The organism is Mesorhizobium sp. XAP4 (assembly GCF_029269325.1).
In the GTDB taxonomy this organism is placed as follows: domain Bacteria; phylum Pseudomonadota; class Alphaproteobacteria; order Rhizobiales; family Rhizobiaceae; genus Mesorhizobium; species Mesorhizobium ciceri.
Window position 1 is genome coordinate 1 of sequence record NZ_JARIXW010000004.1, and the last position, 22,449, is coordinate 22,449.

The following is a 22,449-nucleotide window of genomic DNA, read 5'->3' on the forward strand; positions in this document are numbered from 1 at the left end:
TCGTCGGCTATTATGTCGTCTGGTCGGTGACCCCGGCGCTGCACACGCCGCTGATGGCGGTCACCAACGCCATTTCCTCTGTCATCGTCGTCGGTGCGCTGCTTGCGGTCGGCATTGCCGCCTCCGGCATTGCCGCCGGTTTCGGCTTCGTCGCGCTGATGCTGGTTTCGGTCAACATCTTCGGCGGCTTCCTCGTCACCCAGCGCATGCTGGCCATGTACAAGAAGAAGGACAAGTAGAGCGCCATGAACGCCAACTTCGCGTCCTTCCTCTACCTCGTCTCCGGTGTCCTGTTCATCATGGCGCTGCGCGGCCTGTCGCATCCGACCACCAGCCGCCAGGGCAATCTCTACGGCATGATCGGCATGGGTATTGCCATCGCCACCACACTGGCTCTGGCGACCCCGTCCGCCGGTCGCTTCGGCCTGATCGTGCTCGGCCTTGCCATTGGCGGCGGCGTCGGCGCCGTTACCGCGCGCCGCATCGCCATGACCTCGATGCCGCAGCTGGTCGCTGCCTTCCACTCGCTGGTCGGCCTTGCCGCCGTCATGGTGGCGGCTGCCGCGATCTATGCCCCGGAAAGCTTCGGCATCGGCACGGATGGCGACATTCATGCCCAGGCCTTGATCGAGATGAGCCTTGGCGTTGCCATCGGCGCCATCACCTTCACCGGCTCGGTCATCGCTTTCCTCAAGCTCGATGGCCGCATGTCCGGCAAGCCGATCATGATCGGCGCACGCCACTTCATCAACGCCGCACTTGCCATCGCGCTCGTCGTGCTGATCGTGTTGCTGGTCACCACCGAGTCCAAGCTGGTCTTCTGGCTGATCGTTGCCGCCTCGCTGGTGCTCGGTATCCTGCTGATCATCCCGATCGGCGGCGCCGACATGCCGGTCGTCGTCTCGATGCTGAATTCCTATTCCGGCTGGGCGGCGGCAGCCCTGGGCTTCACGCTCGGCAATCTGGCGCTGATCATCACCGGCGCGCTGGTCGGCTCATCCGGCGCGATCCTGTCCTACATCATGTGCAAGGGCATGAACCGAAGCTTCATCTCGGTCATTCTCGGCGGCTTCGGTGGGGAGACGGCAGCGGCCGCCGATGACGGCATCGAACGCACGGTCAAGCAGGGTTCTGCCGACGATGCCGCCTACCTCATGATGAACGCCCAGAAAGTCATCATCGTGCCGGGCTATGGCATGGCGGTTGCCCAGGCGCAGCATGCACTGCGCGAAATGGCCGACAAGCTCAAGGCCAATGGCGTCGACGTGAAGTACGCCATCCACCCGGTCGCCGGCCGCATGCCCGGCCACATGAACGTGCTGCTCGCCGAAGCCAATGTGCCCTACGACGAGGTGTTCGAGCTTGAGGACATCAACTCTGAGTTCGCGCAAGCCGACGTTGCCTATGTCATCGGCGCCAACGACGTCACCAACCCGTCCGCCCGCGACGACAAGTCCTCACCCATCTACGGCATGCCGATCCTCGACGTCGACAAGGCGCGCACCTGCCTGTTCGTCAAGCGCTCGCTCGGTTCCGGCTATGCCGGTATTGACAACACGCTGTTCTACAAGGACGGCACCATGATGCTGCTCGGCGACGCCAAGAAGATGACCGAAGAGATCGTCAAGGCCATGGATCACTGATCCGGGATAAGCGCCGGGACACGCCAAGAAGAGCCCGGCTTCGCGCCGGGCTTTTTCTTGGCTGGCTTTCTTGGCTTGACGGCGATTTCGGCGCTACGATGACGAATTCCCGCCTCGACGGCGGGATTGTCGTCGACGGAGACGTTGGTGCCTGACCCGATCGCATCGCCGCCCGCCGGGAAAGCGCCGCGCAAACCTGGCCAGGCGGTGGTGATTGTGCATGGCATGGGCGAACAGCGGCCGATGGATACGCTGCGAGGCTTTGTCCAGGCTGTCTGGAGCCATGACGCCAACCGCGCGCCGTTTTATGCCCATGTCGCCGATCCGGCCGACCCCGCCGGCGCGAAGATCAACCAGAGCTGGATCACTCCCGACAGCCGGACCAATTCGTACGAACTTCGCCGCATCACCACGCCCTACGATGTCGATGGCCGCCGCACCGACTTCTACGAGCTTTACTGGGCCGACATCACGCAGGGCACGACGCGAGGCCGGCTTGCCGCCTGGGTGACAAATCTGCTGTGGCGCAAGCCCGCCGACATACCGCCGGACGCCCGAAAGCTCTATCTGGTCACTCTGGTTGCCGTCATCATCGTCCTGGTCGCGACGCTCGCGCTTGCGACGTCGGTTTGGCAGCAGCAGATTTCGTGGACTGTCGGCGTCCTCGTCACCATCCTGGCATCGTTCGTCATCTGGTCGGTGGACCGTTTTGGCCTTCCCTATTTCGGCGATGTCGCGGCCTATGTGCGCGCTGAAGCGGCCACGGTAGAGAAGCGCGCGCTGATCCGCGACCGCGGCCTGAAACTGCTGAAGCGTCTGATGATGGACGATACCTACGATCGCATCGTGCTGGTCTCGCACAGCCTCGGCTCGATGATTGCCTATGACCTGTTGCAGATCTTGTGGTCCGATTTCAGGCCCCGAAAACTGGAGGCCATCCGCGACAAGGCGAAACTGAAGGCTATCCACGCCATCGACAAGGCGACGCTTGTTGCCGACGGCTCGGCATGGCCCGGCAGCCTTGACGATCTTGCCGGGTTCCGGCGCGATCAGTGGGAGCTCTATCGCCAACTGCGCACCAGGGACGACAGCCATCGGCCTTGGAAGATCAGCGATTTCGTCACGCTTGGTAGCCCGCTGACCCACAGCGAATTTCTGGTGACGCACAATCTGGCTGAATTCAGGCGCGGCATCGCCGAGCGCCTGTTCTCGGCATGTCCGCCGATTGCCGAGGGAGCGGCGGCCGGTGGCACCGTGCTTTATCAGGAAGGGCGCAACCGTTCTTCCGGCAAGCCGCAGCGGGCGGTGCATCATGGCGCGGTGTTTGCTGCGACGCGCTGGACCAATATCTTCGACCGCGGCAACGGTTGGCTGACGGGCGACCCGATCTCCGGGCCGATGGCGGAGAATTTCGGCCCGGGCATAGAAAACATCCAGGTCGAGCTGCGCGGTTCCCTCGGCCGGGTCTTCACCCACACGCTGTACTGGTCGTTGGCGGCGACCGGTATCGAGGTTGCCGCCGGCGATCAGCCGCGCTCGCATCTCGCCGTGCTGCGCGACGCTGTCGACCTCGGTCGCAAACTGGAGCCGAGCCAAGCCGAAGTGCCGGCGATTCCTCCCCGAAAATAAGAACGGATTTCAGCGAACGGGGCCAAGGCAGCGCCGCTCGACAACTTCAAAGCAAAGCCGCTCCGGGCGGGCCAGAGTGGCTTTGTTGCAAGTGCAGTTCAACGGTTGGTGATAAAAACCGCTTCCTCATCGTCGCGCTGCCTGCCGCCAAGGGCCGCGGCAGCACTGGCGATAAAGGCGCCGATCGCCAGCGAGAGCGCACCAAGCAAGGCAAACGTCGCGCTGGCCTTCCTGGCTGTGTCGGCGGCCTGCTGCGCCTTGACCTTGGCGTCCTGGGCCTTGGCGAGGACGGCATCCACCCGGGTCCTGGCATCTGCTTCCGAAAGCCCCGTGCGAACGGCGACCAGCTGCGACAGATAGGTTTTGTCGTCTGCGGAAACCTCGCCTGCCGCGGCGCCGGCGATCAGGATGCGCGAAGCCTGCCCAACCGCGGCCGCATCGCTGTCCGGATTGGCGGCCGCGAGCTTGCCCAGATCAGCCGGACGGAACAGTGAATCCACCAGGTAGGATGTCGCGTTGTCGGCCGACGCGCTGCCGGCATTGGCCGAAGCCCCCGCCGATGCGCCCATGGCCGCACCAGACGCGATGGTGGACACCGCCTGCACGCCCGAGCCTATGGCAGCGGAAAGCGCGGAGCCAAGCACGCCGACGACGAGCAGTGTGGCCAACGCCCAGGCAAGAAAGCCATGGGCGGTATCACGGAAATACACCTCGTCCGTGTGGATGCCGACCCATTTGGTGCGCAGGCGTCCGGCAAGGTAGCCGCCGACACCCGAGGACAGCCATTGCACGATGATCAGCCAGACGGCGGTGGATGCCGCGAAAGTGGTGACAGATGCGCCGGATCCCGACCAGGGCGACACCATGCTCAATCCAAGCCCGGAGCCCAGCAGCATGAGGATGAAGGTCAGCGTCGAGGCCGCGAAGGCACCGGCGATGATCGGTCCCCAACTGACGGCGGTGGAGGAGGATTCTGTTGAAGTGGAAACGTCGACAGCCGATAGGGTGGACTGCATAAGTGCCCCCTATCGTACGAACAGCATGATCAGAATGATGATCGGGATCGGTATGCCGAGCAACCAGAGCAAAATGCCGCGTCCCATGGAAGCCTCCTGTTAGAAATTGTGATCGATATTGTCACAATGTCTCGCAGGGACTTCCGTTCCGGCGCGTTGCAAATTGATTTTGTTGCCGCCGGTGGAACAATTGGCGCGCCGCAGCGCGCCAATTCAGATTTAACGTCCAGATCAGATATCCAGATTGGCGACCGACAGCGCGTTGTCCTGGATGAACTCGCGCCTGGGCTCGACCTCGTCGCCCATCAGCCGCGAAAACAGCGAATCCGCATCGGTCGCGTCATTGACCTTGACCTGCAGCAGCGAGCGCACGTTCGGATCGAGCGTGGTTTCCCACAGCTGTTCGGCGTTCATCTCGCCGAGACCCTTGTAGCGCTGCATCGTCAGGCCCTTGCGGCCTGTCGCAAAGACCGCATTGAGCATCGCCAGCGGCCCCGAGATGGTTTCGGAGACATCCTTGCGGCGCAGCACCGGCGGCGACCCGTAGACCTCGCTGAGGCGCTGTGCGTAGCGGTCGAGCTGGCGTGCGTCGGCCGAATTGATCAGCGCCAGGTCGAGATGCGCATATTCCTTGACGCTGCGCACCGTGCGCTCGAACACATAGCCGCCAACGCCTTCATTCGAGGTCGACATGCGGCCGGTCCAGCCGCGCTCGGTGTCCTCGGCGATGATATCGAGGCGTTTTGCAATCCGCTCCGCCATGTCGTTGGCGCGGCCGAGATCGGCGAACACGTCCGGGTTGAGCCCACCGGCGATCGCCGCCTGCTCGACGACGCCTCTGTTGTAGCGCGTGTGCAGGCCGTTGATCAGCTGGCGCACCGCCAGCGCGTCATCGATGGCGCCACGCAGGTCCTGCCCGATGCGAACCTCGCCCGAGCCGAGCGTAAGCGATGCTTCCTCCAGTCCCGAACCGATCAGGAACTCCTCGAACGCGCTCTCGTCCTTGATATATTGCGAGCTCTTGCCGCGCGTCACCTTGTAGAGCGGCGGCTGGGCGATGTAGAGATGGCCGCGCTCGATCAGCTCCGGCATCTGCCGGAAGAAGAAGGTGAGAAGCAAGGTTCTGATATGGGCGCCGTCGACGTCGGCGTCGGTCATCAGGATGATCTTGTGGTAGCGCAGCTTGTCGGCGTTGAACTCGTCCTTGCCGATCGAGGTGCCGAGCGCCGTGATCAACGTGCCGATCATGTCGGAGCCGAGCATGCGGTCGAAGCGCGCCCGCTCGACATTGAGGATCTTGCCGCGCAACGGCAGGATCGCCTGGTTCTGGCGCGAACGCCCACCCTTGGCGGAGCCGCCGGCGGAATCACCCTCGACGATGAAGATTTCGGATTTCGCCGGGTCGCGTTCCTGGCAGTCGGCCAGTTTGCCGGGCAGGGAGGTGACGCCGAGCGAACTCTTGCGGGTGATATCGCGCGCCTTGCGCGCCGCTTCGCGCGCCGCCGCCGCCTGGATCACCTTGTCGACGACCACCTTGCCTTCGCTCGGGTGTTCTTCCAGCCAGGTGCCGAGCGCTTCGTTGACCAGGCCTTCGACGACAGGACGGACTTCCGACGAGACCAGCTTGTCCTTGGTCTGCGAGGAGAATTTCGGGTCGGGAACCTTGACCGACAGCACCGCCGTTAGACCTTCGCGGCAATCGTCGCCGATCAGCGAGACCTTTTCCTTCTTGGTCAGCCCAGAGGATTCGCCATAGCCGGTGATCTGACGCGTCAGCGCGCCGCGGAAGCCGGCCAGATGCGTGCCGCCATCGCGCTGCGGGATGTTGTTGGTGAAGGCCAGCACGTTCTCGTGGTAGCTGTCGTTCCACCACATCGCCACTTCGACGGTGATCCCGTCGCGCTCCGCCCGGATGGCGATCGGCTTGTCGATCAGCGGTTTCTTGACGCGATCGAGATATTTGACGAATTCTTCGAGGCCTCCATCGTAGTGCAGTTCATGGCGCACGACATCGGCGTGACGGGCATCGGTCAAAATGATGCGCACGCCGGAATTGAGGAAGGCAAGCTCGCGCAGCCGGTGTTCCAGCGTGCCGAAGTCGAACTCGACCATGGTGAAGGTCTCGGCCGACGGGAAGAAGGTGATCTGGCTGCCGCTGCGGCCCTCATAGGTGCCCGGCTGCTTGTCCTGCTCATAGGTGCCGGTCGCCTTCAGAGGTGCGTCGGCATTGCCATGCGTGAAACTCATCTCGAAGATCTGGCCGTTGCGGCGGATCTTCAGCTTTAGCCACGCCGACAGCGCGTTGACCACCGAGACGCCGACGCCATGCAGGCCGCCCGAGACCTTGTAGGAATTCTGGTCGAACTTGCCGCCGGCATGCAGCTGCGTCATGATCACTTCGGCCGCCGAAATGCCTTCTCCGGTGTGGATATCGGTCGGAATTCCGCGGCCATTGTCGATCACAGTGACCGAACCATCGGGGTTGAGCGTCACTGTGACGAGGTCGGCGTGACCGGCCAGCGCCTCGTCGATGGCGTTGTCGACCACTTCATAGACCATGTGATGCAGGCCCGAGCCGTCGTCTGTATCACCGATATACATTCCGGGGCGTTTGCGGACAGCGTCCAACCCCTTCAAAACCTTGATGGAATCGGCGCCGTATTCGGCTTCAGCGCCGTTGTTGTTGTCGATCTGATCGCTCATGAAAACCTGTTGTCTGGATGCCGCCTGCACAGCGCGAAAAATCCGCGCCGAATCGCGCCTCTGATATCGACTAGATATAGGCGCAAAAGGCGGTTTTTCCAAGGTTTGCAGGCATTTCACTGGGAATGGCCGGCTGCCAATGGCGGGCCTCCGCCGGCCCCCATTTCACTTCGGCCAGCGGGTCCTTGAGAAACCTTGATCATGAACTTGTATCTCGGCGCCAGCCGCCTGCTGCGATCGCGCCCCGGCGTCATGTCGGGCGGGCGGCCGGATCAGGCGGTGGTCGTCGTTGGCGATGACCAGGGCCAGGCGCCACCACTGCGGTGGCGGTGGTGAGCATAGGCAGCAAGGCAAACAGCAAGCGCAAATCGAACTGCCCCCCAGCTCGTTCCTGTGCACGACCACCTCTCTATGGCAGCAAACCGGGGTTTTTTGCGGAAAACCAGCGTTTTCAGCCTGCCCGCATCGGCTTCAAAGCCTCGCTCCAGCGCAGCAGCTCGTCGAGCATGGTTTTGGCTCCGCCCTGCACCTGTTCGCTGGCGTTGAAAGCGCCATTTTCGTCGAGCAGTTTCTGGTACATCGGCAGCGCGACGCCTTCCGGGATCGGCATGACACCTACCGAGGTCAGCAGCGGCTTCAGCGCTTGCGCCGCGCGCAGGCCGCCGGAGACGCCGCCATAGCTGAAAATGGCGGCTGCCTTGTACTTCCATTCGCGCGAGAGATAGTCGATCGCGTTGACGATCGCCGGCGCCACGAAATAATTGTATTCCGGCGCCACGAAGACGAAGGCATCGGCGGCATCGATCGCCTTGGACCAGGCTTTGGTATGATCGTTCTGGTAGTTGCCAAGCCTTGGATGGTGCGGTTCGTCCAGCACCGGAAGCTTGAACGCATTGATGTCGGTCAGTACAGGCTCGAATTTCCCGTGCTCGCGCGCGAACCTCTCCAGCCACTCGGCAAAAATCGGTCCGGCGCGGCCTGGCCGCGTGCTGCCGATGATGATGTTCAACTGGTGCTTCAAGCTGGGCTCCTGCGGTGGCGGTATCCATTGGTGACTGCCACCTAGGGCATGCCGCTCGGGGCAACAAGAAGGCACCTCGCGGTAACCGGTCACATTCCGGAGAGTAGGGCCTTGCCGTTCGGTCACATGGACGCCTGCTTTGCGGCCCACTACATTGGGTCATCAGCGGAGCACAGCATGGACATCCAGCCCGCCCCCTTCATTCCCCCGGCGCCGAAGCCGCGCACGACGCCGCCCTCGACGTTGGAGATGATCCGCATCGTCTACCGCAACCCGCTCGAATTGTGGGGTGAGCATACCTATAACGAGCCGTGGATCTCGGCGAACGGCGTTGGCGGACATCTGATCGTCGCCAATGATCCCGCCCTGATCCGGCATGTGCTGGTCGACAACGCCAGGAACTACAAGATGGCGACGGTGCGCCAGAAGATCCTGCGGCCGATCCTGCGCGACGGCCTGCTCACCGCCGAGGGCGAGGTCTGGAAGCGGTCGCGCAAGGCGATGGCGCCGGTGTTCACGCCGCGCCACATCTTCGGCTTCGCCCAGCCGATGCTGAGGCGCACGCAGGACTTCGTCACCCGTTACGAAGACGGCGGCACGTCTGACATCGCCCATGACATGACGCTGCTCACTTATGACATCCTGGCCGAGACGCTGTTTTCCGGCGAGATATCAGGCGAGCCCGGCAGTTTCGCCAACGAGATCGACCGCCTGTTCGAGACCATGGGTCGCGTCGATCCGCTCGACCTGTTGCGTGCGCCCGACTGGCTGCCGAGGCTGACCCGCATCCGTGGCCGCAAGACCATGGCCTATTTCCGCAAGATCGTCACCGACACGGTCAAGATGCGCGAAGCGAAATTCAAGCGCGATCCCGATGCCGTGCCGCAGGATTTCCTGACACTGCTGCTCAAGGCCGAGGGACCCGACGGACTGACGCGGGCCGAGGTCGAGGATAACATCATCACCTTCATCGGCGCCGGCCATGAGACGACGGCGCGTGCGCTCGGCTGGACGCTCTATTGCCTGGCTGAATCACCTTGGGAGCGCAACCGGGTCGAGCAGGAGATCGACCAGGTGCTGGAGCGCGAGCCCGATCCGACGAAATGGCTCGATGCCATGCCGTTCACGCGCGCGGCTTTCGACGAAGCGCTCAGGCTCTATCCGCCGGCGCCGTCGATCAACCGCGAGCCGATCGAACCGGAAATGTGGAAGGATCTTCATATCCCCAAGCACGCCGCGGTGCTGGTGATGCCTTGGGTCGTGCATCGCCACAGGAAACTGTGGGACCGGCCGGATGCCTTCCTGCCGGAGCGCTTCCACCCGGGAAATCGCGAAAAGATCGACCGCTTCCAGTATCTGCCGTTTGGCGCCGGCCCACGCGTCTGCATCGGCGCCAGCTTCGCCATGCAGGAGGCGATCATCGCGCTGGCGATCATGCTGTCGCGCTTCCGCTTCGACACCACCGCCGAAACGAAACCCTGGCCGGTACAGAAACTGACCACGCAGCCGCAAGGCGGTCTACCGATGCAGGTCACGCCGCGTTAGGCGTGACACCTTCAGGCAGTTGCGCCGAATTAGGCCGCGGGCTTGCGTTGCTGGAACTGGCCGGCGGCGCGGTAGCGCCAGAGATAGCTGGGCAGGATCGTCGCGATCGACTGCGACTGGATGCCTAGCCCCGCAAGCGTCCTGTTGGTCTGGTTGGCGGCGTCCGAAACGATGTTGTGCTCGCGCAGCTGCATCACCTGGTCCTTGGTCAGCAGCGGGTTGGGCAGGAGACCGAGGATCGAGGCCTGGATGTTGGCCACCCACCACGGAACCGGCACCAGCAGCCGCTTGCGCTCGATCACGTCGAGCAGCTCTTCCATACACTGCTTGAAGGTGAGCACCTTCGGTCCGCCGAGTTCATAGATCTGGCCGCCATCCACCTTGCCGTCGACCGAGCGCGCCACCGCTTCGGCCACGTCGCCGACATAGACCGGCTGAAACTTGGTCTGGCCGCCGCCGATCAGCGGCAGCACCGGCGAATAGCGCGCCATGTTGGCGAAGCGGTTGAAGAAGCCGTCTTCGGGTCCGAAATTGATCGACGGCCGGAAGATCACGGCGTCCTTGATCGTCTCCAGCACAGCCTTTTCGCCAAGCGCCTTGGTGCGCGCGTAGTCTGATTCGGAGTCCAGATCGGCGCCAAGCGCAGAAATGTGGGTCAGGCCGGCGCCGACCGAGCGCGCGGCCTCGGCCACTGCGCGGGCGCCGAACTCGTGCACGGCGGAGAATTTCTGCCGGCCGCTCTCATGCAGGATGGCGACCAGATTGACGACATGGTCGGCGCCTTGCACGGCGCGGTCTACCGACCAGCGCACGCGCACATTGGCCTGGACCGGCTGGATCTGGCCGACATTGCCGAGCGGCTGCAAATGGCCGGCGAGATCGGGCCGCCGGCAGGCGACCCTGATGCGATAGCCGCGCTTGGCCAACGCGCGCACGACATGGCGGCCGACAAAGCCTGACCCGCCAAAGACGACGACGAGCTTTGGGGTCTGCAGGATTTCGGTCATGGCTGGCTCCGGCGCTCGCAGGCTTGGCTGAAGCCGTTTCATAATCCGTTTCGTGCCAAAGGCAAAGGGCGACGCGTCGTCGCTGTCAGCCTGTCAGAACGCTTTGCCGATACGGTTGTCGACCGAATGGCGGTTGCCGCCGCGAATGACGAAGAAGAGCAGGATCGCTGCCCACAGCAGCGACTTTTCCGCACCCGAATAGCCTTGGCCCATGGTGACCCAGTGGAACCAGACCGTGACCAGCAGCACGAACAGGCCGGCAAAGGCGGCCGGCCGCGTCAAAAACCCGATGGCGATGAAGATGCCGCCGAAGAATTCAGTGCAGGCCAGAAGCAACGACCACAACGCGCCCGGATAGAAGCCGAGACCCTCGACCATCTCGGCAGCGCCGAAAGGATTGGTGATCTTCTGCGAACCGTGGATCGCGAGAAACCCGCCGGCGACGACGCGAAGAACGGTTTCGGCACCATCGTGCAGGGCCGCGTAAAACCTGCCAAGGACCGGGATGACAAGGGCGTTGCGGGGATTGTCCGTGCTTGCCGACATTGTAGCTCCTCTGTTTTGCTCAATCAGCGCAAACGGCCGATCAGGTTGGTCGAAGTCAAATAAACAAAAGTTGACCAAAACGAGAATGTTTTACCATCGTGCGATCAAAACGCAGAAAACCCCGCTGAAGCGGGGTTTTCCGGGTGACATCCATGCGAAGCCAGGGGCCGACGGCGCGGCCTGACCTGAGACGGTATCAGGAGGGCGTGAAGCAAGTACGCCCACCCCAGCCCTGAACATCCGACATGGTGCCACCAACCTTCTTGCAGGCGGCGACGAAATCAGCGCTGCAATTGGCGAATTTTGCATGGCCGTTCTTGCAGTAGTGGTCTTCGGTGGCCCCGCCGCTCGGGGCAGCGATGACACCCGGGCTGGACGGCTTGACCGGTGCGGCCTTCAGGGTGGCTGCCTGTGTGGCGCCCATGAACGAGCCGAGCAGAAGGACGGCGGTCAGCATGGTGATCTTGGTGTTGGTCATGGCAATTTCCTTTGATTTGGGTTGAGTTTTCCGAGGCGCGAAGGACCGGCCTTCGCGTGATGCAGGCTTTCGATTTCGGTTTGCTGCTTCCCTCGGTGTGGATCGGGCAAGCTCGCCTTGCCCTGGACAAAGCTGGGTCGCAGCAAGGCGCGGAAAGGTTCAGCGACGCGCAAAGAAAATCGCACTGCGCCGCGCCTGCGGCGGGCGAATTCCAGATAACTGATTGATATTTAATAGATGTTCAGGAAGAATAGCGTGCGGCGAATTCGGAAATGCGCTGCACCACGGCCTTCGATGCGGTAATGCCGCGCGCTTGCGCCTTCTCGGCGGCCTCTGCGCGAGCACGACCGGGCACATGTACGCCGAAGCGCCGCCGCAGCCGGTCAAGCTGGTCCTTCATTCGTTGCTCGAAATCTGGATCGAGCAGCTTGGGTTCGATAGCAAGCACGAACAGTCCCGTGCCGGGGCTGTCCGGCCCGCCGCTGAACCATGGCGCGTCGAGCGACCAGTTGGCGCCCGACAGGCCCGCCGCCAGCACCTCGACCATCAGCGCGATGTTGGCGCCGCGCTGACCGCCGAAGGCGAGCATTGCACCCTTTATGGCGGCGGCGGGATCGGTGGTCGGGTTTCCGCTGGCGTCCAGCGCCCAGCCTTCCGGGATTGTCTTGCCGTCCTCGGCCGCTTTGCGGATGTTGACGAAAGCGGTGGCGCTCGACGACTGGTCGATGACCAGCGGCGCCCTGTCGGCGGCAGGCGCGGCAAACGACATCGGGTTGGTGCAGTAGACCGGCTTGACCGAGCCCGAGCCGGCAAGCACGGCCGGGCCGTTGGTGGCTGCAAACGACACCAGTCCTTGTGCTGCCAGCCTTCCGGTGAAATAGCCGAGCGCGCCGCATGTATAGGCGTTCTTCTGCGAGAAGATGGCGACACCGAACAGCTTTGCCGCCTTGGCGAGGTCGTCGATGGTGCGGTCGAAGCCGGTATGCGCCAGCCCGCCGCGTGCATCGGAGAGATAGACTGCCAGCGCCGGCCGGGTGATCACCGGGTCGGCATTGCCGTCGATGCGTCCGGCTTCCAGCGCCTCGAGATAGTCGATGAAATGCGACAGACCGACCGAGGAAAGCCCTTCGGCCTCGGCTGATATGATCGAAGCAGTGAGCGATTGCGCCGCTTCCTCATTGGCGCCGGCGCCAAGTGCCGCCATCCGGCACAGTCCTTTTGCCTGGTCGAGACTGAGTTGCATCATGGCCGTCCTAGGGGAGTAGGGGAGTAGGGGAGTAAGGAAATAGGGGAGTACGGGACAGTGGGCAGTGAATAGCGAATGGGGATGGAAATGTGAATGTGGATAGTGGCCTGATACTCCCCTACTCCCCTACTCCCCTACTCCCCTACTCCCCTACTCCCCTACTCCCCTCTAACCAATCTTGTTCGGGATCCTGGCCTCTATCCTGCTGAAGGCGAAGACCAGAATGCCGGTTATCGTCATGTAGATCAGCGCCAGCAGCAGCAAGGGCTCGTAGGTGAGGTAGGTGTCCTGCCGTACTTTGGACGAAACGGCGAAGATGTCGATGACGCTGATCGTTGCCACCAGCGGCGTCGACTTCAATTGCAGCACGGTCTCGCCGGTCAGCGTCGGCAGCGCCCGGTAGATGGCTTGCGGCAGCCAGATCCGCCGGAACGCCTTCCAGCGGCTCATGCCGAAGGCGCGGGCGGCTTCGAGTTGCCCCTTGGGCACGCCGGCGAAGGCGCCGCGCATCACCTCGCCCTCATAACCGGCGAACGACAGGGTCAGCGCCAGCACGCCATAGGGCCAGGCTTGCCGCAGATATGGCCACATCCAGGATTCGCGGATCCACGGATATTGCGGGAACAGCGAACCCAGGCCGTAATAGAGCAGCCAGAGCTGGATCAGCAGCGGCGTGCCCCGGATCACCGTGCAGAACACCTTGGCGGGTGCGGCGAACCAGAACGAGCCGGCAGCCTGCGCCAGGCCAAGCGGGACGGCCAGCAGGAAGCCCAGCACGCAGGTGACGGCCAGGATCCACAGCGAGCGCCAGAGGCCGATCAAGCCCATTTCATAATATTGCGGCAGCCAGTCCCAGCGCATGAAAAAGGCGGCCGACAGAACCAGGCCGAGCGCGATCAGGATCAGCACGATGCGGTGCGGCTGCAGCCACAGCGACGTTCGCGCGACGACGTCGATGATGGTCGCCTCGTTGGCCATCAGCGCGCCCCCTTGAGCGAAGGCATGCCGCGCCGCGACCAGGTCTCGACCCGGCCGATAACGAGGTTGGAAAACAGCGACAAAAGCAGATAGAGCACGCCCGCCGCGAAAAAGAAGGTGAAATAGGCCTTGGTGACGCCCGCTGCCTGCCGCGTTGCCAGCGCCAGCTCGTAGAAGCCGACAACAGCCAATAGCGCGGTGTCCTTGGTGGCGATCAGCCAGAGATTGGCGAGGCCCGGAATAGCGAAGGGCAGCATTGACGGCAAGGTGATGCGCCGCAACATCAGGCCCGGAGACATTCCATAGGCGCGGGCGGCTTCGATCTGGCCCTGCGGAATGGCCAGGATCGCGCCGCGTATCACCTCTGTCGAATAGGCGCCCTGGACGAAGCCGAGCACGGCGATGCCGGCGGCAAGGCCGCTCACGTCGACGCGCTGATAACCCATGGCCGTCAGCGCCTGATTGATCAGGTCGGTGCCGGCGTAATAGAGCAGCAGGATCAGCACCAGTTCGGGCACGGCGCGCACGATGGTGGTGTAAACCGCCAGGAGATCGCGCACCACCGGCCCGCCATAAAGCTTGCCATAGGCGCCGCCGGTGCCGATCAGAAGGCCGAGGCACGTGGCGCCCAGCGCGATCTCGATCGAATGCAGCAGCCCAACCAGAAGCGCCCCGCCCCAGCCTGGCGGGTAGGGCGAGAGAAGCTCGGTGATGCCGGCCGCGGAGGCCGAAAGAAGTGCGTCGATCAGCGTCGCCCCCGAAGTGCTGACTAACCGCCGACGGCTGCGTGGGCGGCAAACATGCCTGGGAAAGATCGAGCAGGTGGGGCATGGCGCGACGCCACACCCCACAGCTCATACGAGGATCGTCAGTTCGACTGCGCGCCGCCGCCGCCGTAAATGTCGAAATCGAAGTATTTCTTCGAGATCTCGTCATATTTGCCGTTGGCGCGGATCGCCTTGATGCCGGCGTTGATTTTGCCCTTCAGGTCGGTGTCTTCCTTGCGCACGCCGGCGCCGACGCCCGGTCCGAGCACTTCGTCATCGGGAGCGACCATGCCCTTCAGGTCGCAGCAGGCTTTGCCCTGGTCGGATTTGAGGAATTCGCCAAGCGCGATGGAATCGGCCTGCACCGCGTCGAGACGGCCGGCGGCCAGATCGTTGTTGGCCTCGTCCTGGGTCTGGTATTCCTTGATCTCGGAGGCTGTGCTGCCAAAGTGCTTCTTGGCGTAGACAGCGTGCACCGTCGACACTTGCACGCCGACGATCTTGCCCTTGAGGTCGTCCGGAGCGGAGCCGAATTTCTGGTCCTTCGGGCCGATGATCGCGGTCGGCGTGTTATAGTACTTGTCCGAGAAATCGATCGTCTTCGCGCGTTCGGCGGTGATCGACATCGAGGAGACGATGAGGTCGATCTTCTTGGTCGTCAGAGCCGGGATGATGCCGTCCCAGGCAACCGGGGTGATGACGCAATCGAGCTTCTCCTCGGCGCAGACGGCGTCGATGAAGTCGATCTCCCAGCCGATCCATTTGCCCGAAGCATCGGGCGAGGTGAAGGGCGGATAAGGCTCGGCGGCGACGCCGATCTTGACCGGATCGGCCTTGGCCACGCCCATGGCGGCGACGCCGAGCAGCAGCGCTGCGGCAAATGTCTTCAGAACGGTCTTCATTTCATGACTCCCAGTTTGTTGTTGGTTCCCGGTTTTCTTCCGTCCCGGCTTGCCTAGCCGATGTTGCGGATGAACTGCTTCAGCCTTTCGGATTTCGGTGCGCCGAAGATCTGCTCCGGCGGCCCTTCTTCCTCGACCAGCCCGTTGTAGAGGTAGACGACATGGGTCGCGACCTCGCGGGCGAACTTCATCTCGTGGGTGACCAGCACCATGGTGCGGCCTTCGCGCGCTAGGTCGCCGATCACCTTCAGCACCTCGCCGACCAGTTCGGGATCGAGCGCGGAGGTGGGCTCGTCGAACAGCATGACGCGCGGATTGATGGCCAGCGCCCGGGCGATCGCGGCGCGCTGCTGCTGGCCGCCCGACAGATAGGCCGGATAGACGTCGCGCTTTTCAGCCAGACCGACACGGGCGAGCAGCTTCTCGGCCTCGCCGATCGCCACATCGCGCTTGACGCCAAGCACATGCACCGGAACCTCGATGACGTTTTCGATCAGCGTCATGTGGCTCCACAGGTTGAAGTTTTGGAACACCATGCCGAGCTTGGAGCGGATGCGCTCGATCTGCTTGCGGTCGGCCGGAATGGTGTGGCCGTGGCTGTCGGCCTTGAGTTTGATCTCCTCGCCATTGACGCGAATGATGCCGCTGGTCGGGTTTTCCAGGCAGTTGATGCAGCGCAGCAGGGTCGATTTGCCGGAGCCCGAGCCGCCGATGATGGCGATGACCTCGCCGTCGCGCGCCGACAGCGAGACGCCCTTCAGCACATGCAGCTCACCGAACTTCTTGTGCAGGTTCTCGACATGGATGGCTTCGGCGGCGCCGTCCTGCGCCTTGCCGGATCGGACTGCGGCAGCTTCCACCACGCTCACCGGGTGACCTCTATCGGGTCGGCTGCGGTTCGTCGAACGTGTATCCGGCTAATTAACATATACGCTGTACTGCCCCGCTCCAGACTTCAGCATGGACCCAACGGCGAGAGCCCGTCAATCCTGCTTATTACGGCACTTGCGAGCTTGTTGTGCAAGTGTATAAATAGCCTTCCATGAAATTTTCTCGATTTTTTTCAGCGAAAAAGGACTTCGATGAGCGCTTTCGGATCACAGTCCATGGCGGCGCCGCTGCGCCGCGTGCTGATGCGGTCGGCGGCCAACGCCATGCGCAATGCCGACAGGGTTGCCTGGCACTATGGCCCGGGATTCAATCCGGCGAAAGCGGCATCGCAGCACGCGCTCCTTGCTGAACTGGTGGCGGCTTCCGGTGCCGAAATCGAATGGATCGAGGACACGGCGGATGGACTTTCGGACTCGGTGTTCACGCACGACCCGTCGCTGATGACCGATCGCGGCGCGCTGATTCTGTCCATGGGCAAGCCGTTGCGCGCCAGGGAGCCCTCGCTGCATGAGGAAACGTACCGAAGGCTGGGCATTCCAATCCTGGGCCGCGTCGAGGTTCCTGGCCAGGTCGAAGGCGGTGATTGCGTATGGCTCGATGCCCGTACGCTGGTGATCGGGCGCGGTGTCCGCTCCAACCAGGAAGGCATCCAGCAGGTTTCCAACCTGCTGACGCCGCTGGGCGTTTCCGTCTACGGCTTTGATCTTCCGCTGTGGCAAGGCGAAGAAGCGTGCCTGCATCTGATGTCGGTGATCAGCCCGCTGGCCGACGACCTCGCACTGGTCCATTCACCGCTTTTGCCGGCCCCATTCTATCAGATGCTGAAGGCGCGTAACATCCGGCTGGTCGAAGGCGACGCCGAAGAGTTCGCGGCTTCCAACGGCCTTAGCCTGAACGTGCTGCCGACCAGCCCACACAAGATCATTGCCGTCGCGGGCTTTCCAAAGACCAAAGCCGCGATGGAAGCCGCCGGCTGCACGGTCGAAATCTTCGAGGCGGATGCGCTCTGCATCGCCTGCGAGGGCGGGCCGACATGCCTGACGCGACCGATCCTGCGCCAATGAATATGCCATCCCGCCGCAGGTTCCGTCGCGAGGGCGAGGAGCGGCGGCGGCAGGATCTGATCGAGGCCACTCTGGACAGCGTGGCGGAACATGGCCTGCAGGGCGCCACCTTGCGCACCATCGCATTGCGTGCCGGCGTCACCGCCGGGCTGATCCGGCACTATTTTCCCGGCAAGGAAGAATTGCTGCAGGAAGCCTATGCAGCGCTGATGGGCCGCATGACCGAGCAGGCGAAAGCGGCTTTGGTCATGGAGAATGCCTCGCCTCGCCAGCGCCTTGCGGCTTTCGTCACCGCCAACCTCAATGCGCCGATTATCGACGCGCGGGTGTTTTCGCTCTGGGCAACCTTCATCGGCCGCGCCAGAGCGGATCCGACCTTGGCCCACGCCCACCGCGAAGGCTACCTTGGTTTTCGCAATGAGGTGGAAGCGGTTGTGGCCGAGGTGCTCGCCGCCGAACGGCGCAAATCGGACGCAAGCCAATTGCGCCACCATGCCATCGCGATTAATGCGATCATCGACGGACTCTGGATCGAAGGCTGCCTGGCCGGCGAGATGTTCTCGCCCGGCGAATTGGCGGCGATCGGCATCAAGGCCGTCGAGGCCGAACTAGGCCTCGCGCCGGAAGGGGAGGAAAACCAATGACGACACTCGGCGAAGCGCTCATTTCGCTGCTCGAAGCCCATGGCGTCGACACGGTCTTCGGGATTCCCGGCGTCCACACGGTAGAACTCTACCGCGGGCTAGCGCGCTCCAAGATCCGCCACGTCACACCGCGCCATGAACAGGGCGCCGGCTTCATGGCCGATGGCTACGCACGCGCCAGCGGCAGACCGGGCGTCGCCTTCGTCATCACCGGACCGGGGCTGACCAACACCATCACCGCCATGGGGCAGGCACGCGCCGATTCGGTGCCGATGCTGGTGATCTCAGGCGTCAACGCCACGCCGACGCTGGGCAAGGGGCTGGGCCATCTGCACGAATTGCCGGATCAGCGCGGCATAATGGAGAAGGTGGCGCTGTTTTCGCAGCGCGTTACCGAGGCTGGCGAATTGCCCGGCGCGCTGGCGCAGGCCTTCGCCCTGTTTTCATCGGCCCGGCCCGGCCCGGTACATATCGAGATCCCGACCGACGTCATGGTCAAGCCGGCGGATGGCATCGCTGCCATGCTGAGCAATGTGACGCCGCCCGTGCCGGAAGGTGTCGCAATTGCCAACGCGGCCAAACTCATCAGTGCAGCGCGCCGCCCGCTGATCCTGGTCGGCGGCGGCGCCAAACGCGCCGAAGCGCCACTGCGGCGTCTGGCCGAACGGCTGGGGGCGCCGGTCGTCCAGACCACCAATGCGCGCGGCCTGCTGCATGGTCATCCGCTTTGCGTGCCGGCCAGTCCCAGCCTGAAGACAGTACGGGCGCTGATGGCCGACGCCGACCTGGTCATTGCCGCCGGCACCGAATTCGGCCCGACCGACTATGACGGCTACAGCGATGGCGGCTTCGTCCTGCCCGCCAACCTGATCCGCATCGATATCGGCGCGGACCAGCTTGCCCGCCGCCCGGCGACGGTTTCGATCCAGGCCGATTGCGCCGAGGCGCTCGAAGCACTGCTTCTGGAAACCCGCCATGTCCGGGCAAGCGAGGGCGGTTCGTCGCGCGCCGCTACTACACGCAAAGCAGCCTTTGCCGAGCTCAATCCGACACTGCAGGGGCAGGTGCGCGCCGTCGAGATGATCCGCGACGCTTTGCCGGGCGCGCTCATCGTCGGCGATTCGACGCAGCCAATCTATGCGGCCAACCTCTATTACGACCATGATCGGCCAGGCGGTTGGTTCAATGCCGCCACCGGCTTCGGCGCGCTTGGCTACGGCCCGCCGGCCGCAATTGGCGCGGCCTTTGCGATACCCGATGCGCCGGTCGTCTGCCTCACGGGTGACGGCGGCTTCCAGTTCACGCTGCCGGAACTGGGCGCCGCGCTCGACGCGCGGGTACCGGTCATCTTCGTCGTCTGGAACAACAGAGGCTACCGCGAGATCGAAACCTCGATGCTCGATGTCGGCGTCGAGCCGGTCGGCGTATCGCCGGCGCCGCCGGATTTCTGCAAGCTGGCCGAGGCCTATGGCATCGGCGCCGAACGGCTTGCCGATATCGATGCTCTCGCGGACGCGCTGAAGCGCGCCCGGGCCACCGGACTGCCGCGCGTCATCGAAATCACAGTTGACTGAAGCGCGGGTTTCCCGTTTTGGCGGGCCACGGCTGAAGTGTCGGACGCATGCAAAGACGCGACAACTGCCATGTCGAGATGTCAATTGAGTGATGGCGCAAAAGGCGCGACGCTTCGCGTCGGCGGCACAGAAACGACCTAACGATAAAAAAATGACAGGAGCGTCCAAGATGACGGAAACACTTGAAGGCAAGCATATCGTCGTGACTGGTGGGACCGGTGCGCTCGGCGGTGCGGTTGTCGGCAAACTGCTGAGCGACGGCGCGATCTGCCATGTGCCCAATGCTCATGCTGCCGCCCCTACGCATTTCCCCTTTACCTCGCATGACCGTGTCCAGTTGGTGCACAACGTCGATCTCTCGGACCCCGCGAAGGTCGAAGCGTTCTATAGCCAGGTTCCGGGCCTTTGGGGCTCGATCCATCTGGCTGGCGGCTTCACCTCGGCGCCTGTTGAAAAGATCGAGTCGGCGTCCTTTGCCGAGATGATGGACACCAATGCGCGCACCGCCTTCCTGTGCTGCCGCGCCGCGATCCGCTCGATGCTGTCGTCGGACACGGCGGGCCGCATCGTCAACGTCACCGCGCGCGCCGGGCTCGATCCGCGGCGCGGCGCCGGCATGGTCGCTTACGCCGCCAGCAAGGCGGCGGTGGCAGCCATGACGGTGGCGATGGCCGAAGAGCTGAAGCACAAGGGCATCCTGGTCAATGCCGTGGCGCCGTCGACGCTAGATACGCCGGCAAACCGCGCCGATATGCCGGATGCCGATGTCACAAGATGGGTCAGCCTCGAAGCCGCCGCCGAGGCCATCGCCTATCTCGCCTCGCCGGCCAATCAGGCGATGAGCGGCACGCTGGTGCCGCTTTACGGCAGGGCGTAACTTTCCAACCTTTACCTAGGTCAAAGAAAAACCCCGCCGGATCGCTCCGGCGGGGTTTTGTTTTGGAGCCTGTGCGAAGGCTTCGCGGTGCGAAGACTTAGCTGCCCTGCTTCTTCAGCGCGGCACCCAGGATGTCGCCCAGCGAAGCGCCGGAGTCGGTCGAGCCGTACTGAGCGACCGCTTCCTTCTCTTCGGCGATTTCCAGCGCCTTGATCGAGACCTGCAGCTTGCGGGTCTTCTTGTCGAAGGCGATGACGCGGGCATCGACCTTCTGGCCGACGGTGAAGCGCTCGGGGCGCTGTTCGTCGCGGTCACGGCTCAGGTCGGAGCGCTTGATGAAGGTTTCGATGCCGCTGTCGACCAGCCGCACTTCCAGACCGCCATCCTTGACGCCGATGACTTCGCAGGTGACGACCGCGTTCTTGCGCAGTTCGCCTGAAGTCGCCGCTTCGCCGACCGTATCCTTGGCCAGCTGCTTGATGCCGAGCGAGATGCGCTCCTTGTCGATGTCGACGTCGAGCACCTGCGCCTTGACCATGTCGCCGCGATTGTACTCTTCGATGACCTGCTCGCCCGGACGGGTCCAGTCGAGGTCGGAAAGGTGCACCATGCCGTCCACGTCGCCTTCGAGGCCGATGAACAGGCCGAACTCGGTCTTGTTCTTGACCTCGCCCTCGACCTGGCTGCCGACCGGATGGCTCGAGGCGAAAGCCTGCCACGGATTCTCGAGCGTCTGCTTGAGGCCGAGCGAGATGCGGCGCTTGGCCGGATCGACCTCGAGCACCACCACGTCGACTTCCTGGGTCGTCGACAGGATCTTGCCGGGATGCACGTTCTTCTTCGTCCACGACATTTCCGAAACGTGGATGAGACCCTCGATGCCCGGCTCCAGCTCGACGAACGCGCCGTAGTCGGTGATGTTGGTGACGGTACCCTTGATCTTCTTGCCGATCGGGAACTTGGTGCCGATCTCGGACCACGGATCGCTCTCGAGCTGCTTCATGCCGAGCGAGATACGGTGGGTTTCCTGGTTGATGCGGATGATCTGCACCTTGACCGTCTGACCGATGTTGAGGATTTCGGTCGGATGGTTGACGCGGCGCCATGCCATGTCGGTGACATGCAGCAGGCCGTCGATGCCGCCGAGGTCGACGAACGCACCGTAATCGGTGATGTTCTTGACGACGCCTTCGACAACCTGGCCTTCTTCGAGGTTCTGCACGATTTCCGAACGCTGTTCGGCGCGGCTCTCTTCGAGCACGGTACGGCGAGACACCACGATGTTGCCGCGGCGGCGATCCATCTTGAGGATCTCGAAGGGCTGCGGGTTGTGCATCAGCGGGGAGACGTCGCGGATCGGGCGGATATCGACCTGGCTGCGCGGCAGGAAGGCCACGGCGCCGTCGAGGTCGACCGTGAAGCCGCCCTTGACCTGGTTGAAGATAACGCCTTCGACGCGCTCACCCTTGGTGAACTTCTCTTCGAGGCGGACCCAGCTCTCTTCGCGACGGGCCTTCTCACGGGAAAGCATTGCTTCGCCAAGCGCGTTTTCAATGCGCTCGACATAGACTTCGACGGTGTCACCAACCTTGAGGGTAGTGTCCTTGCCCTTGACGCCGAATTCCTTCAGCGGCACGCGGCCTTCGACCTTGAGGCCGACGTCGATGATGGCCATGTCCTTTTCGATCGCCGTGATCGTGCCCTTGACGACCTGGCCTTCGCCGGAGTGACCGGTGGTGAATGATTCTTCGAGCAGGCTCGCGAAATCATCGCGAGTGGGATTTGCAGCTGACATTGTTTCTCCTGGAGTGCCCCGCATCTCAAGCGGGACGGGCGCCGTGGGTTAGCGTTGCGTTGGCCTGCCGGCGTTCCGGGCTACAAAAGCCCTGGGCCGCTCTTTAAGCGGCAATTCCGGCGC

General features: G+C 63.3%; 20 protein-coding genes. 8 read left to right on the forward strand and 12 right to left on the reverse strand.

Translation table 11 applies throughout. From position 1 onward, the window contains the following. The 3 genes from P3C39_RS17695 to P3C39_RS17705 form a co-directional block, all read left to right on the forward strand. Positions 1–239, forward strand: a 239-nt coding sequence (locus P3C39_RS17695; RefSeq protein WP_275954198.1) for a proton-translocating transhydrogenase family protein, incomplete at its 5' end; no start/stop codon positions are given. 6 nt (positions 240–245) lie between these two features. Beyond that, positions 246–1,643 (forward strand): NAD(P)(+) transhydrogenase (Re/Si-specific) subunit beta, encoded by a 1,398-nt coding sequence (locus tag P3C39_RS17700; RefSeq protein ID WP_013528201.1) that lies wholly within the window; start codon positions 246–248, stop codon positions 1,641–1,643. A gap of 147 nt (positions 1,644–1,790) precedes the next feature. Further along, the gene (locus P3C39_RS17705) at positions 1,791–3,272 is read left to right on the forward strand and encodes a hypothetical protein (RefSeq protein WP_275954197.1); all 1,482 of its coding nucleotides are present in this window, start codon (positions 1,791–1,793) and stop codon (positions 3,270–3,272) included. A gap of 98 nt (positions 3,273–3,370) precedes the next feature. Here P3C39_RS17705 and P3C39_RS17710 read toward each other — a convergent pair whose 3' ends face one another. The 3 genes from P3C39_RS17710 to P3C39_RS17720 all read right to left on the reverse strand — a co-directional run bounded on the left by P3C39_RS17710 (position 3,371) and on the right by P3C39_RS17720 (position 8,012). Beyond that, a complete protein-coding gene (locus P3C39_RS17710) occupies positions 3,371–4,288 on the reverse strand; it encodes a hypothetical protein (protein WP_275954196.1) in 918 nt (305 codons plus the stop codon). Between the two features lie 231 nt (positions 4,289–4,519). Then, the gene (gene gyrB / locus P3C39_RS17715) at positions 4,520–6,991 is read right to left on the reverse strand and encodes a DNA topoisomerase (ATP-hydrolyzing) subunit B (protein WP_013528198.1); all 2,472 of its coding nucleotides are present in this window, start codon (positions 6,989–6,991) and stop codon (positions 4,520–4,522) included. A gap of 451 nt (positions 6,992–7,442) precedes the next feature. Then, on the reverse strand, positions 7,443–8,012 hold the full coding sequence (locus P3C39_RS17720) for an NADPH-dependent FMN reductase (protein WP_275954195.1): 570 nt from the start codon (positions 8,010–8,012) through the stop codon (positions 7,443–7,445). Between the two features lie 177 nt (positions 8,013–8,189). On the opposite strand from P3C39_RS17720, the gene P3C39_RS17725 reads away from it, so the two are divergent. Beyond that, entirely contained in the window at positions 8,190–9,557 is a 1,368-nt protein-coding gene (locus P3C39_RS17725; protein WP_275954194.1) for a cytochrome P450, read from the forward strand. Between the two features lie 29 nt (positions 9,558–9,586). On the opposite strand, the gene P3C39_RS17730 is transcribed toward P3C39_RS17725, so the two are convergent. From P3C39_RS17730 to P3C39_RS17765, 8 genes are all read right to left on the reverse strand, one after another. Further along, on the reverse strand, positions 9,587–10,564 hold the full coding sequence (locus tag P3C39_RS17730) for a complex I NDUFA9 subunit family protein (RefSeq protein ID WP_013528195.1): 978 nt from the start codon (positions 10,562–10,564) through the stop codon (positions 9,587–9,589). Positions 10,565–10,657: 93 nt separating this feature from the next. Further along, a complete protein-coding gene (locus P3C39_RS17735; RefSeq protein WP_013528194.1) occupies positions 10,658–11,110 on the reverse strand; it encodes a DoxX family protein in 453 nt (150 codons plus the stop codon). Between the two features lie 196 nt (positions 11,111–11,306). Beyond that, positions 11,307–11,588: a hypothetical protein gene (locus P3C39_RS17740; RefSeq protein ID WP_013528193.1), complete on the reverse strand. Its 282-nt coding sequence runs from the start codon at positions 11,586–11,588 to the stop codon at positions 11,307–11,309. 241 nt (positions 11,589–11,829) lie between these two features. Beyond that, positions 11,830–12,831, reverse strand: coding sequence for an Ldh family oxidoreductase (locus P3C39_RS17745; RefSeq protein ID WP_275954193.1), 1,002 nt, complete (start codon positions 12,829–12,831; stop codon positions 11,830–11,832). A gap of 171 nt (positions 12,832–13,002) precedes the next feature. Continuing rightward, positions 13,003–13,812, reverse strand: coding sequence for an ABC transporter permease (locus P3C39_RS17750; RefSeq protein ID WP_013528191.1), 810 nt, complete (start codon positions 13,810–13,812; stop codon positions 13,003–13,005). Beyond that, positions 13,812–14,525, reverse strand: coding sequence for an ABC transporter permease (locus P3C39_RS17755; protein WP_275954214.1), 714 nt, complete (start codon positions 14,523–14,525; stop codon positions 13,812–13,814). The genes P3C39_RS17750 and P3C39_RS17755 overlap by 1 nt, the downstream gene beginning before the upstream one ends. A gap of 155 nt (positions 14,526–14,680) precedes the next feature. Then, complete coding sequence (locus P3C39_RS17760) at positions 14,681–15,481, reverse strand: transporter substrate-binding domain-containing protein (protein WP_063169843.1); 801 nt, start codon at positions 15,479–15,481, stop codon at positions 14,681–14,683. A 53-nt stretch (positions 15,482–15,534) separates the two neighbouring features. Beyond that, entirely contained in the window at positions 15,535–16,350 is an 816-nt protein-coding gene (locus P3C39_RS17765; protein ID WP_013528188.1) for an ABC transporter ATP-binding protein, read from the reverse strand. A 213-nt stretch (positions 16,351–16,563) separates the two neighbouring features. Between P3C39_RS17765 and P3C39_RS17770 the strand changes: the two genes are divergently transcribed. The 4 genes from P3C39_RS17770 (at position 16,564) to P3C39_RS17785 (ending at position 20,531) form a co-directional block, all read left to right on the forward strand. Then, positions 16,564–17,436: a dimethylarginine dimethylaminohydrolase family protein gene (locus tag P3C39_RS17770; protein ID WP_063171053.1), complete on the forward strand. Its 873-nt coding sequence runs from the start codon at positions 16,564–16,566 to the stop codon at positions 17,434–17,436. After that, entirely contained in the window at positions 17,433–18,080 is a 648-nt protein-coding gene (locus tag P3C39_RS17775) for a TetR family transcriptional regulator C-terminal domain-containing protein (protein ID WP_032809890.1), read from the forward strand. Before P3C39_RS17770 ends, P3C39_RS17775 begins: the two co-directional genes overlap by 4 nt. Beyond that, positions 18,077–19,654, forward strand: coding sequence for a 5-guanidino-2-oxopentanoate decarboxylase (locus tag P3C39_RS17780; RefSeq protein ID WP_275954192.1), 1,578 nt, complete (start codon positions 18,077–18,079; stop codon positions 19,652–19,654). The genes P3C39_RS17775 and P3C39_RS17780 overlap by 4 nt, the downstream gene beginning before the upstream one ends. Before the next feature lie 169 nt (positions 19,655–19,823). Then, entirely contained in the window at positions 19,824–20,531 is a 708-nt protein-coding gene (locus P3C39_RS17785) for an SDR family NAD(P)-dependent oxidoreductase (RefSeq protein WP_063171055.1), read from the forward strand. Positions 20,532–20,628: 97 nt separating this feature from the next. Here the strand turns inward: P3C39_RS17785 and rpsA are convergent, their stop codons facing one another. Continuing rightward, positions 20,629–22,326: a 30S ribosomal protein S1 gene (rpsA, locus tag P3C39_RS17790; protein WP_013528183.1), complete on the reverse strand. Its 1,698-nt coding sequence runs from the start codon at positions 22,324–22,326 to the stop codon at positions 20,629–20,631. Positions 22,327–22,449 lie beyond the last annotated feature (123 nt).

Bases quoted from the DNA above. Each gene is read 5' to 3' on its own strand.
- P3C39_RS17760 (WP_063169843.1), bottom strand. From the start codon at position 15,481: ATGAAGACCGTTCTGAAGACATTTGCCGCAGCGCTGCTGCTCGGCGTC.
- P3C39_RS17750 (WP_013528191.1), bottom strand. From the start codon at position 13,812: ATGGCCAACGAGGCGACCATCATCGACGTCGTCGCGCGAACGTCGCTG.
- P3C39_RS17780 (WP_275954192.1), top strand. From the start codon at position 18,077: ATGACGACACTCGGCGAAGCGCTCATTTCGCTGCTCGAAGCCCATGGC.
- P3C39_RS17745 (WP_275954193.1), bottom strand. From the start codon at position 12,831: ATGCAACTCAGTCTCGACCAGGCAAAAGGACTGTGCCGGATGGCGGCA.
- P3C39_RS17770 (WP_063171053.1), top strand. From the start codon at position 16,564: ATGAGCGCTTTCGGATCACAGTCCATGGCGGCGCCGCTGCGCCGCGTG.
- P3C39_RS17730 (WP_013528195.1), bottom strand. From the start codon at position 10,564: ATGACCGAAATCCTGCAGACCCCAAAGCTCGTCGTCGTCTTTGGCGGG.
- P3C39_RS17740 (WP_013528193.1), bottom strand. From the start codon at position 11,588: ATGACCAACACCAAGATCACCATGCTGACCGCCGTCCTTCTGCTCGGC.
- P3C39_RS17710 (WP_275954196.1), bottom strand. From the start codon at position 4,288: ATGCAGTCCACCCTATCGGCTGTCGACGTTTCCACTTCAACAGAATCC.
- P3C39_RS17735 (WP_013528194.1), bottom strand. From the start codon at position 11,110: ATGTCGGCAAGCACGGACAATCCCCGCAACGCCCTTGTCATCCCGGTC.
- P3C39_RS17725 (WP_275954194.1), top strand. From the start codon at position 8,190: ATGGACATCCAGCCCGCCCCCTTCATTCCCCCGGCGCCGAAGCCGCGC.
- P3C39_RS17775 (WP_032809890.1), top strand. From the start codon at position 17,433: ATGAATATGCCATCCCGCCGCAGGTTCCGTCGCGAGGGCGAGGAGCGG.
- gyrB (WP_013528198.1), bottom strand. From the start codon at position 6,991: ATGAGCGATCAGATCGACAACAACAACGGCGCTGAAGCCGAATACGGC.
- P3C39_RS17785 (WP_063171055.1), top strand. From the start codon at position 19,824: ATGACGGAAACACTTGAAGGCAAGCATATCGTCGTGACTGGTGGGACC.
- rpsA (WP_013528183.1), bottom strand. From the start codon at position 22,326: ATGTCAGCTGCAAATCCCACTCGCGATGATTTCGCGAGCCTGCTCGAA.
- P3C39_RS17700 (WP_013528201.1), top strand. From the start codon at position 246: ATGAACGCCAACTTCGCGTCCTTCCTCTACCTCGTCTCCGGTGTCCTG.